Genomic DNA, 12,020 nt, shown 5'->3' with positions numbered 1-12,020 from the left:
ATGAACATCTGCGTCGTGGCCCTGGGCAAGATCGGGCTGCCGCTGGCCGTGCAGTTCGCGTCCAAGGGCCACCGGGTGATCGGCACCGACGTCAACGAGAAGGTCGTCGAGCTGGTCAACGCCGGTACCGAGCCCTTCCCCGGCGAGTTCGACCTCGACGTCAAGCTCAAGGAGGTCGTGGGCTCCGGGCTGCTGACCGCGACCACGGACACCGCGGCGGCCGTCGCCGAGTCCGAGGCCGTGGTCGTCGTCGTCCCGCTGTTCGTGGACGCGGAGGGCGTGCCCGACTTCGGCTGGATGGACGCCGCGACCCGCGACATCGCCCGCGGTCTGCGCCCCGGAACCCTGGTGTCGTACGAGACGACGCTCCCGGTCGGCACCACCAGGGGCCGCTGGGCGCCCATGCTCGCCGAGGGCTCCGGTCTGACCGCGGGCGAGGACTTCCACCTGGTCTTCAGCCCCGAGCGGGTGCTCACCGGCCGGGTCTTCGCCGACCTGCGCCGCTACCCCAAGCTCGTCGGCGGCATAGACGAGGCCTCGGCCGCGCACGGCGTGGAGTTCTACGAGGCGGTGCTCGACTTCGACGAGCGCCCCGACCTCACGCGCGCCAACGGTGTGTGGGACCTGGGCTCGGCCGAGGGCTCGGAGATGGCCAAGCTCGCCGAGACCACGTACCGGGACGTCAACATCGGCCTGGCCAACCAGTTCGCGCGCTACGCGGACAAGGCCGGGATCGATGTCAAGGCCGTCATCGAGGCCTGCAACACCCAGCCGTTCAGCCACATCCACCAGCCGGGCATCGCGGTCGGCGGGCACTGCATCCCGATCTACCCGCGGATGTACCTGTGGAACGACCCGGAGGCCACCGTCGTGCGCGCCGCGCGCGAGGCGAACGCGGCCATGCCGTCGTACGCCGTGGATCTGCTGGCCGCCGCCTACGGCGACCTGACCGGTGTCGAGGTGCTGGTGCTGGGCGCCGCCTACCGCGGCGGCGTCAAGGAGACCGCGTTCTCCGGCGTCTTCGGCACGGTCGCGGCGCTCGCCGAGCGCGGCGCGGTGCCGTACGTCTCCGACCCGATGTACACCGCCGAGGAGCTGTCCGCGCTGGGCCTCACGCCGCACACCGGGCAGCCGGTCACGGCGGCGGTGCTGCAGGCCGACCACGCCGAGTACCGCGATCTGGCGGCCGCCGACCTGCCGGAGGTGCGGGTCCTCGTGGACGGCCGCCGCACCACCGACCCGGCACGCTGGGAGGGCGTCCGCCGGGTCGTCATCGGCGGTTGAAGCTGCGGCACTATGGACCTGTACAACTCCGTACGGGTCCATAGCCACAGTCTTGCTCTCTTGGTGAAACAAAAGGAACAAAAGGAATCCGCATGACAACGCCCGCGCCTCGGCCCAAACTTGCCGTCATCGTGGCAAACCGAATCACCGGGGATTCCCGTGTGCAGAAGACCGCGCTTGCGGCGGCACGGGAGGGCTGGGACGTCACCCTCATCGGCCGTGCCACCGGCAAGCGAACCGAGCACGCGTGGTTCGGCCCTGTGAAGGTCATCCGGGTTCCGGTCGGCCAGCAGATGACGCGGCGGGAGGCCGTCCGCAGCCGGCACAGCACCGCGCGGGTGCGGCTGACGCAGTTCGGTATCAAGGACCGCAGCGAATTCCAGCAGTTGAGGTCGGCCCACCGCTCATGGGTGCGCGAGCAGTCCGCCCGGATCGGCTGGCTCAGCGACAACAGCGTCACCAAGATTCCCGCGGTCGGCCTCAAGGCATGGGTGCGCGCCCGCCGCCAGGCGCACAAGCTGCGCGTGCGCGCGTACGGCTGGGAGGAGCGCCGCCGTCCCGAGGAGCGTCCGAGCACCGGTGACTGGCGCCGCGACTGGCCCGCCCTGCTCGATCTGGATCTGGCGTTCGGCCCGGCCATCGAGAAGGTCGCCCCGGACGTCATCCACGCCAACGACATCACCATGATCCACGTGGCCGCCCGCGCCGCCGCCCGGTTGCGTGCGTCCGGGCAGCGCTGCAACTGGCTGTACGACTCGCACGAGTACGTGGCGGGCGTCGAGTGGCCCAAGCCGCTGATGCGCGCCGCGTACATCCAGCTGGAACAGGAGTTCATACGCAAGGCGGACGCCGTGGTGACGGTCTCGCCGGAGCTGGCCGAGATCCTGCGCAAGGACCACGGCCTGGCCAGGACGCCCCTCGTGGTGCGCAACGCGCCGGTGCGCGAATCCATCGGCGTCTCGCAGGGGCGGGTGTCGGTGCGGGCCGCGTGCGGTCTGGACGACAGTGTGCCGCTGCTGGTGTACGCGGGCTGGATCGACGCGATACGCGGCCTCGACACCGCGGTGGCCGCCCTTCCCGACCTGCCCGACCACCATCTGGCGCTGGTCTCGGGCCGGCGCAGCGCGGGCCTGACGGAACTGCTCGACCAGGCGGTGCAGCTCGGGGTCCGGGACCGGATCCACGTCGTGCCCTACGTCGAGCAGCACGAGGTGCCCGACTACCTGGCCAGCGCCGACCTGGGCGTGATCAGCTTCCGGCGCTCGCCCAACGTGGAGAACTCGCTGCCGACCAAGGCCGCCGAGTACCTGCACGCGGGCCTGCCGATCATCTCCAGCGATGTGCGCACGCTCAGCGCCTACGTCCGGAGCCACGACGTCGGCGAGGTCCACACCGCCGACGACCCGGCCTCCTTCGCGGCGGCCGTGCGGCGCGCGACGGGACGGCTGGCCGCGCTCAAGGCCAACATCACCGAGGAGATCCGGCAGGACCTGTCGTGGGAGTTCCAGTGCCAGGGCCTGATGACCCTGTACCAGGACATGTCGGGCCTGACCCCGCCGCCGCCGGCTGAGCCGGTGTCCTGGGAGGCCACCGAGCACGCGGCCGTCGAGGACGCCGAGGCGGCCCCGGCCGACCACGAGCTGCTGTGGACGCCGCTCACCAAGTCCACACCCGTCCGGCTCGGCATGGGTCCCGCCAACTACGCCGGGCAGCTGGCCACCTTCGCGCAGGCGGTGTGCCGCGACCGCACCGACGTGTCGGTCGAAGTGGTCATGCACAAGGCGCCCACCTCCTTCGACTACCCGGCCGACGTCTACGTGGACCGCGGGACGCTCAAGAACCTGGACGTGCAGCTCGACCAGGTCCACCGGGTCCTGCCGCGGTACACCCACGTCCTGGCCGACGCCTTCCTGCCGCTCTTCGGCGGGCTCAACGGCGACAGCATCGAGGGCGACCTGCCCGCGATGCACAAGGCCGGCATCAAGGTGGCCCTGCTGGCGCACGGCAGCGAGGTACGGCTGCCGCGTGAGCACATGGCGCGCAACCCCTACTCGCTCTTCTTCGACGCTCCCGAGGGCTACGCGGAGCGGCTCGGCGCCATCGCCGAGCGGAACGTCAGGACGGCGCAGGAGTGCGGGCTGCCGGTCTTCGTGACCACCCCCGACCTGCTCCACGACCTGCCGATGGCGACCTGGGCGCCGCTCGTCGTCGACGTCGACTCCTGGGCCTGCGACAGCCCCGTGATGGAGCGCAAGCGCCCGGTGGTGCTGCACGCCCCGTCCAAGCGCTGGACGAAGGGCACCGACCGGATCATGCCCGTGCTGGAGGATCTGCACGAGCGCGGCGCCATCGACTTCCAGCTGGCGGAGGGCGTCAGCTGGACGCGCATGCGCGAGATGGTGCAGAACGCCGACATCGTCGTCGACCAGTTCGCGGTGGGCAGCTACGGCACCTACGCGTGCGAGGGCATGGCGGCCGGCAAGCCGGTCGTGGCCTACCTCGACCAGCAGGTCGCGGACGCGATCGGCGAGGCCCCGCCGATCGTCAACTGCGCGCCCGACAAGCTCGGCGAGACGATGGAGCGGCTGCTGTCCGACCCGGTCGCGACGGCCCAGATCGGCGTGGACTCCGTGAAGTACGTGCGGACCTACCACGACGGCACGGCCACCGCCAGGGCGCTGCGGTCCTTCCTGTCCTCCTGACCGGACGCTCCGTACGCACCGGACGCATCAGAACGGCCCCGGACAGCTTTCGCTGTCCGGGGCCGTTCCCCGTGCGCGGGCCGGGCTACAGCCGCTTGCGCAGCCAGCCGTAGGCCGGGCGCTCCACCCAGCGCTGCACCACGTAGGAGAGCGCCAGCACGAGCACCACCGTGGTGGCGAGCGTCGGATAGGTGCCCATGTGCAGGCGCAGGTGCCGGATGAGGGCGAAGCCCAGCTCCTCGTGCAGCAGGTAGAGCGGGTAGACGGAGGCTCCGGCGACCGTCAGCCAGCGCCAGCTGACCCAGTCCAGCTTGTGCAGCGCGACCGCGAGGATCAGCAGGTAGAAGAGCGTGATGAGGCCGATCACGACGGTGTTGTTCTCGTGCAGGCCCTGGTGGCGGATCTTGAGCGTGTGCTGGCTCATGTCCTGCTGCACGGAGAGCCAGCTGGCGCCGAGCAGCAGCCACAGCTTGAGGTCGGCGCCGAAGCGGTACATCAGGTACATGGTGATGCCCGCCACGAACAGCGCGGTGTTGATCGCCGGGGCGAGGGTCGAGACGATCTGCAGCCCGGTGGGCTGCTGGAAGAGCATCGACGTCACGAGCCAGCCCCAGCAGAAGACGTAGACCCGCTGGAAGTCCAGCTTCTTCGTCAGGACCAGCAGGAAGACCAGGTAGAAGAGCAGCTCGGCGTAGAGCGTCCAGTACGAGCCGACCAGGTGCCGGGCGCCCATCGGGACCTGGAACATCGAGAGGTTCATCAGCGAGTCGCTGGTGCTCGGCGGGGTCCGGTTGTGGTCCGGGACCGCGTGCCACAGGGTGTACGCGACGATGATCGAGAACCAGTACGCCGGGAAGAGCCGCAGGAAGCGGGCCTTCACGAACTGCCCGGGGGTGCGGTTCCAGGCGGACATGCAGATCACGAAGCCGCTGATGATGAAGAAGAGCTGGACGCCGAGCGAGCCGTACTTGGTGAAGCGGAAGACCGTCGGGAAGAGGTGCTTCGGGTTCGCTCCCCAGACGGTGGGGCTGGCCCCGTCGATTCCGGTGTAGTGGAAGAGCATGACGGACAGCGCGGCCAGCACCCGCAGGCCGTCCAGCGCGTAGAGCCGCGTCGGGGCCTTCGCCCGGCCCGTGTCCTGCCCGGGGGTGCGCGGCGCCTCGGCGGGCAGCGTCTCGGGCTCCGGGCGCGGGGCCTGCGACGGTATTGCGGCATGCAGGGCGTCTCCGCCCGGCGGCGGCGGAAGTGCCTCCGCGTTCGTCTGAGTCATGTCGTGTCGATTCGATTCGCTGGAGTGGGGCGCGCGACCGGTCAGCCCGCGCGCTCGGTCAGCACGCCGTCGGCCTCGTCGTACAGTGCGCCGGTCTGCGGGCACTCCCACACGCCCGGCTCGTCCGCCCGCTCGGCCAGGCGCACGCCGGCCCGGCCGACCCAGCCGATGCGCTTGGCGGGGACACCCGCGACCAGTGCGAAGTCGGGTACGTCACGGGTGACGACCGCGCCCGCGGCGACGAGCGCCCAGCGGCCGACGCTGACCGGGGCCACGCACACCGAGCGGGCGCCGACCGACGCGCCCTCGGCGATCGTCACACCGACGGCCTCCCAGTCGCCGCCGCGCTTCTGCTTGCCCTCGGGGTCGACGGAGCGCGGGTACTGGTCGTTGGTGAGCACAGCGGCGGGGCCGATGAAGACGCCGTCGCCGAGCCGGGCGGGCTCGTAGACCAGGGCGTAGTTCTGCAGCTTGACGTTGTCACCGATGACCACGCCGGTGCCCACGTAGGCGCCGCGGCCGACGACGCAGTCGGTGCCGAGCACCGCCTGCTCACGGATCTGGGCGAGCTCCCAGACGCTGCTGCCGGCGCCGATCTGGGCGGTCTCGTCGACCTGGGCGGTGGGCTGGACCCTGTAGTTCACTGTGAGGCGCCTTCCGGTACGGGGATGCGGGAAAGCATACGATCGGCGAACGGAGGGAGACGCTCAGAGGTGGTCTGCCTTGCGACAGGGTTGCTGCCGGTGAGAGCATCGAGCATTCCCTCGTCGCACCGGGCAGGTTTTTCCGTTGTCGCAGCACACCGCCACACCCCGTACCACCGCAGTGATCCTTGCCGGTGGTACCGGTCAAAGGGTCGGACTCTCGATACCCAAGCAGCTGCTCAAGATCGCTGGCAAGTCCGTGATCGAGCACACACTGGCCATTTTCGAGCAGGCTGACTGCATCGACGACGTGCTGGTGCTGATGGCGCCCGGCTACGTGCCCGACGTGCAGAAGATCGTCGCGAAGGCCGGCCTGGCCAAGGTGACACGGATCATGGAGGGCGGGGCCACCCGCAACGAGACCACCGAGATCGCCATCCAGGTGCTCGGCGCCGACCTCGCCGAGGGCGAGGACCGCAACCTGCTCTTCCACGACGCCGTCCGGCCGCTGCTGTCGCAGCGCATCGTCGCCGACTGCGTGGCCGCCCTGGACCGCTACCAGGCCGTGGACGTGGCCATCCCGTCCGCCGACACGATCATCGTCACGCGCACCCACGGTGAGGACGGCGAGTTCATCACCGACATCCCGGACCGCTCCCGGCTGCGCCGCGGCCAGACGCCGCAGGCCTTCAAGCTGTCGACGATCCGCCGCGCGTACGAGATCGCCGGGAACGACCCGAACTTCCAGGCCACCGACGACTGCTCGGTGGTGCTGCGCTACCTGCCGGACGTGCCGATCCACGTCGTCGCGGGTGACGAGTACAACATGAAGGTCACCCAGCCCGTCGACGTCTTCATCGCCGACAAGCTCTTCCAGCTCGCGTCCACCGCCGCCCCGCACCCCGCCGACGCGGAGGCCTACCGTGCCGCGCTCACCGGGCGCACCATGGTCGTCTTCGGCGGTTCGTACGGCATCGGCGGCGACCTGGCGCGGATCGCCGAGGAGCACGGCGCCACCGTCTACGCGCTCGGCCGCTCCACCACCGGCACCCACGTCGAGGACCCGCAGCAGGTGGAGGACGCGCTCGCCCGCGCGTACCAGGAGACCGGGCGGATCGACTACGTCGTGAACACCGCGGGCGTGCTGCGGGTGGGCCGGCTCGCCGAGACCGACGGCTCGGTCGTCGAGGAGGCGCTGCGCGTCAACTACCTCGGCCCGGTGCTGATCGCCCGCGCGGCGCACAAGTACCTCGCCGAGACCGGCGGCCAGCTGCTGCTCTACACCTCCAGCAGCTACACGCGGGGACGGGCCGAGTACAGCCTGTACTCCTCGACCAAGGCCGCGATGGTCAACCTCACCCAGGCGCTGTCCGACGAGTGGGCCGCCGACGGCATCCGGGTCAACTGCGTCAACCCGGAACGCACCGCCACCCCCATGCGTACCAAGGCTTTCGGTCAGGAGCCCGAGGGCAGCCTGCTGTCCTCCGAGGCCGTCGCCAGGACCTCGCTGGACGTCCTGCTGTCCGCCATGACCGGGCACGTCATCGACGTGCGCCAGCAGGACCCCACCCGGGGCAGCGCGGCGGTGTCCGGCTTCGAGGCCGCGCTCGCCCGTACCCTGGCCGACAGCGGCGACGACACCGGGGCCGCGCGCACCTGAGGGGCCCGCCACCACCTCGTCCACGAGCGGCAGCGGGGGGTACTGCCGTTTCCGTGAACCGCAGCACATTGAGGCATCCGAGGAACTGAGGAGCAGCCACCCCGTGATCTCGAAGGTCATCCGCGTAGCCCGTGTGGGCTCCCGCACCGAACTCGCTGCGGCAGCGCTGATGCTGATCAGCTACCCCTGCCTGCTGGTGGCCGCACTGCTGCCGTCAGCCGGTTTCTTCGCGGTCGCGACCGCCGTCGGCTACCTCGCCGACCGGTCCCTGCACCAGCGCCGCAGCTACCTGGTCAACCGGCTGGCGCTGCTCGGCGTCGGACTGCCCGCGCGCTTCCTGGTCCGTGAGCTGACCGTCCTGCTGCTGCTGGCCCGCCTCGGCCTGGGCGGCACCGCCGTCTTCGCCTCCGCCGTCGTGGCCTTCGTCGTCTTCTACGGGCTCCAGGCCCCGCACGGCGCGCTCCTCACGCTCATCGGCAACCGCCGCCGGCTGCCGTACATGACCCGCAACATCGACCTGAGCCGGCTGCGCATCCCGGACGCCCCGCCGCGCCGGCTGGTCGCGCGCGGCCAGGAGAAGATGCTGCACCTGGACGTCTTCGCGATGGCCGGGCTGCTGGCCTACGCGCACGTCGAGACCGCCGCCTACGCCTGGACCGGCCTCGCCGTCACGATCGGCCTCGCGCTGCTGTACGTGCTGCTGGTCGCGCCCTACCTGCTGCTCAAGCGGCGTCTGCCGGCCGGCCGCCCGAAGGCGCTGGCCTTCATCGACACCTGGCTGCGCGAGTACCGGCCCACCACGGTGCTGTACTTCTCCGGGTCGCCGGACTCCGCGTACCAGGTCAACATGTGGCTGACGACGATGGAGCAGCTCAAGGAGCGCCCGCTGGTGATCCTCCGCGAGGAGGTGATCCTGTCCAAGCTCGCCCCGACCGACCTGCCGGTGCTGTGCGTGCCGGGGGCGGTGCACCTGATGAACATGGACCTGTCCAGCGTGCGGGTCGCGCTCTACCCGGCGAACGTCGGCAAGAACATCCACCTGCTGCGGGTGCCGACGATCAAGCACGTCTTCGTCGGCCACGGCGACAGCGACAAGATCGCCAGCGTCAACCCCTTCAGCAAGGTCTACGACGAGGTGTGGACCGCGGGCCGGGCCGGCCGCGACCGCTACGCGCTCGCCGAGGTCGGGGTCCGCGACGAGGACATCGTCGAGGTCGGCCGACCGCAGCTGGACCCGATCCGCACCTGGGACGGCGCCGCCCCCGACGGCATCCCCACCGTGCTGTACGCCCCCACGTGGGAGGGCTGGACCGACGACCCGGGCAACACCTCGCTGATCCTGGCCGGTGTCAACATCGTCCGCGGCCTGCTGGAGTCCGAGCCCCCGGTGCGCGTGCTCTACAAGCCGCACCCCTTCACCGGCACGGTCGACAAGCGCGCCAAGGCCGCCCACCGGAAGATCACCGCCCTGGTCGAGCAGGCCGCCGCCGCCCGCCGCGCCGACCCCGCGTGGGCCGCGCGGACCGGTGCCGGCCCGGACGCGGACGCGCGGGCCGCCGCCCGCGCCGAGGTCGCCCGGCTCGACGCGGAGATCGCCGCGCTCGCCGCGGGCCCGGGCGCGAGGGGCGACGACGAGGCCGTCGCCTCGCGGGACGCGCTGACCGACCCGGCGGCCGGTGAGCGGCTGGCCCGGCTGCGGGTCGAGCGCGACACCGCGTACTGGGCGTCCATCGCGCCGTGGGAGCACACCGTCGTCACCGGCCCCGCGCCGCACCTGTACGACTGCTTCAACCAGTCCGACGCGATGGTCTCGGACATCTCCAGCGTCGTGTCGGACTTCGTCGCGACCCGCAAGCCGTACGCCATCACCGACTCGGCCGGGCTCGGCGAGCAGGAGTTCATGCGGCAGAACACCGCCGCGCGCGCCGCGCTGATCCTCGACAACAGCGCCGCCCGGGTGGGCGAGCTGGTGGCCGCGGTCGTCCGCCCCGAGCAGGACCCGCTGGCCGACGCCCGGCGCGAGATACGCGAATACCTGCTCGGCCCGGACGAGCCCGCGTCGATCGAGCGCTTCGGGCAGGCCGCGCGCGAGCTGGCCGGCCGCGCCGACAGCCGTATCGCCCGGTTGGCGGCCCTCCAGATCGACCTGGCCCCGGAGGACGACGAGGGGGCGCGGGCGGACGGGCCGGAGGGCGCGGACGCCTCGGACGCCGAGGAGGCCTCGGAGGCCCGCGAGGAGGCCGGCGCGGCCTGACAGCAAGTCAGTCGGCACGGGCTCGGCGGCGGGCGATCCGCCGCCGGGTCGCTATGCTCGTGGCGAGGCCATCGGAAGTTGGGTTGGCCGACCACCGCCGTTCCCTTGACAAGGACGAGCAACGTGAAGGCACTTGTGCTCGCGGGAGGCGCCGGGACGCGTCTGCGGCCGATCACCCACACCTCGGCGAAGCAGCTCGTACCCGTCGCCAACAAACCCGTCCTCTTCTACGGCCTGGAGTCCATCGCGGCCGCCGGTATCACCGACGTCGGGATCGTCGTCGGGGACACCGCCGACGAGATCCGCGAGGCGGTCGGCGACGGCTCCGCGCTCGGCCTGGAGATCACCTACATCCGCCAGGAGGCCCCGCTGGGCCTGGCCCACGCGGTGCTGATCGCGCGGGATTTCCTCGGCGACGCGGATTTCGTGATGTACCTCGGCGACAACTTCATCGTCGGCGGCATCACCGCCCTGGTCGACAACTTCCGGGCCGAGCGCCCGGACGCGCAGATCCTGCTCACCAAGGTCTCCGACCCGCGGGCCTTCGGCGTCGCCGAGCTGGGCCCGGACGGGCGGGTGCGCACCCTGGAGGAGAAGCCGGACGTGCCGCGCAGCGACCTCGCGCTCGTCGGCGTCTACCTCTTCACGCCCGCCGTGCACGAGGCGGTGCGGGCGATCCGGCCGTCCCGGCGCGGCGAGCTGGAGATCACCCACGCCATCCAGTGGCTGGTGGAGGAGGGGCGGGACGTCCGCTCCACCACGATCTCCGGCTACTGGAAGGACACCGGCAACGTCACCGACATGCTGGAGGTCAACCGGTCGGTGCTGGAGACCGTGGAGCCGTGCCGCGAGGGCGAGGTCGACGCCGAGAGCGAGATCATCGGCCGGGTCAGGATCGAGGCCGGCGCCAAGGTCGCCGGCAGCCGGATCGTCGGCCCCGCCGTGATCGGCCCCGGCACCCTCATCGAGGGCTCCTACGTCGGTCCCTTCACCTCGGTGGCCGGCGGCTGCGTGATCCGGGACAGCGAGATCGAGTACAGCATCGTGCTGCGCGACTCCTCGGTGTGCGGGGTGGGCCGCGTCGAGGCCTCGCTCATCGGCCGCAACGTCGAGGTGACGCCCGCCCCCCGCCATCCGTCCGCGCACCGGCTGGTGCTGGGCGACCACAGCAAGGTGCAGATCTCCTCATGACCGACCGCGTCCTGGTCACCGGCGGCGCCGGCTTCATCGGCTCGCACTACGTGCGTACGCTGCTGGGCCCGGGCGGCCCCGCGGGCGGCCGCGGCATCGAGGTGACCGTCCTCGACAAGCTCACCTACGCGGGCAACCCCGCGAACCTCGACCCGGTGCGCGGCCACCCCGGCTTCCGCTTCGTCGAGGGCGACATCTGCGACGCCGAGCTGGCGGTCCGGCTGCTGGCCGGCCACGACCAGGTCGTGCACTTCGCCGCGGAGTCGCACGTCGACCGCTCCATCCTGGGCGCGGCCGACTTCGTCCGCACCAACGTGCTGGGCACCCAGACGCTGCTGGACGCCGCGCTGCGCACGGGCGTGCGCACCTTCGTCCACATCTCCACCGACGAGGTGTACGGGTCGATCGACGAGGGCTCCTGGCCCGAGACCCACCCGCTGCAGCCCAACTCGCCCTACTCGGCCTCCAAGGCCGCCTCCGACCTGCTCGCGCTCTCCTACCACCGCACCCACGGCCTGGACGTGCGGGTGACCCGCTGCTCCAACAACTACGGGCACCACCACTTCCCCGAGAAGGTCATCCCGCTGTTCGTCACCAACCTGCTGGACGGCCTGCCGGTGCCGCTCTACGGGGACGGCGGCAACGTCCGCGACTGGCTGCACATCGACGACCACGTCCAGGGCATCGACCTGGTGCGCACCGGCGGCCGCGCCGGTGAGGTCTACAACATCGGCGGCGGCACCGAGCTGTCCAACAAGGAGCTGACCGGTCTGCTGCTGGAGGCGTGCGGGGCCGGCTGGGAGAGCGTCGAGCACGTCGCCGACCGCAAGGGCCACGACCGCCGCTACTCCGTGGACTGCACCAAGATCCGCACCGAGCTGGGCTACCGCCCCACGAAGGACTTCGCCGAAGGCCTCGCCGAGACCGTGCGGTGGTACCGCGACAACCGGCAGTGGTGGGAGCCGCTCAAGGCGCGGGCCGCACTGTGAGCGACGCACGCGAGGCCGCCCGGGTG

General features: G+C 71.3%; 8 protein-coding genes. 6 read left to right on the top strand and 2 right to left on the bottom strand.

Annotated features, from left to right (window positions below; translation table 11 throughout):
- Both IH54_RS0108635 and IH54_RS0108630 read left to right on the top strand, forming a co-directional pair.
- Nucleotides 1-1,284, top strand: a complete 1,284-nt coding sequence (locus IH54_RS0108635) for a nucleotide sugar dehydrogenase (RefSeq protein WP_031514520.1) — start codon at nucleotides 1-3, stop codon at nucleotides 1,282-1,284.
- A 161-nt stretch (nucleotides 1,285-1,445) separates the two neighbouring features.
- Nucleotides 1,446-3,986: a glycosyltransferase family 4 protein gene (locus tag IH54_RS0108630; protein ID WP_234343421.1), complete on the top strand. Its 2,541-nt coding sequence runs from the start codon at nucleotides 1,446-1,448 to the stop codon at nucleotides 3,984-3,986.
- Between the two features lie 85 nt (nucleotides 3,987-4,071).
- On the opposite strand, the gene IH54_RS0108625 is transcribed toward IH54_RS0108630, so the two are convergent.
- On the bottom strand, nucleotides 4,072-5,256 hold the full coding sequence (locus IH54_RS0108625) for an acyltransferase family protein (protein WP_078862042.1): 1,185 nt from the start codon (nucleotides 5,254-5,256) through the stop codon (nucleotides 4,072-4,074).
- Between the two features lie 41 nt (nucleotides 5,257-5,297).
- Entirely contained in the window at nucleotides 5,298-5,900 is a 603-nt protein-coding gene (locus tag IH54_RS0108620; RefSeq protein WP_031514514.1) for an acyltransferase, read from the bottom strand.
- A gap of 145 nt (nucleotides 5,901-6,045) precedes the next feature.
- Between IH54_RS0108620 and IH54_RS0108615 the strand changes: the two genes are divergently transcribed.
- The 4 genes from IH54_RS0108615 to rfbB all read left to right on the top strand — a co-directional run bounded on the left by IH54_RS0108615 (nucleotide 6,046) and on the right by rfbB (nucleotide 11,994).
- Complete coding sequence (locus IH54_RS0108615) at nucleotides 6,046-7,560, top strand: bifunctional cytidylyltransferase/SDR family oxidoreductase (protein WP_031514512.1); 1,515 nt, start codon at nucleotides 6,046-6,048, stop codon at nucleotides 7,558-7,560.
- Nucleotides 7,561-7,663: 103 nt separating this feature from the next.
- The gene (locus IH54_RS0108610; protein ID WP_063762266.1) at nucleotides 7,664-9,814 is read left to right on the top strand and encodes a hypothetical protein; all 2,151 of its coding nucleotides are present in this window, start codon (nucleotides 7,664-7,666) and stop codon (nucleotides 9,812-9,814) included.
- Between the two features lie 123 nt (nucleotides 9,815-9,937).
- Complete coding sequence (locus IH54_RS0108605; protein WP_031514508.1) at nucleotides 9,938-11,005, top strand: glucose-1-phosphate thymidylyltransferase; 1,068 nt, start codon at nucleotides 9,938-9,940, stop codon at nucleotides 11,003-11,005.
- Nucleotides 11,002-11,994, top strand: coding sequence for a dTDP-glucose 4,6-dehydratase (gene rfbB / locus IH54_RS0108600; protein WP_031514505.1), 993 nt, complete (start codon nucleotides 11,002-11,004; stop codon nucleotides 11,992-11,994). The genes IH54_RS0108605 and rfbB overlap by 4 nt, the downstream gene beginning before the upstream one ends.
- Nucleotides 11,995-12,020 lie beyond the last annotated feature (26 nt).

This window comes from Streptomyces sp. NRRL F-5123 (genome assembly GCF_000721495.1).
Lineage (GTDB): Bacteria > Actinomycetota > Actinomycetes > Streptomycetales > Streptomycetaceae > Actinacidiphila.
This window is presented reverse-complemented; position numbering and strand designations above follow the sequence as displayed.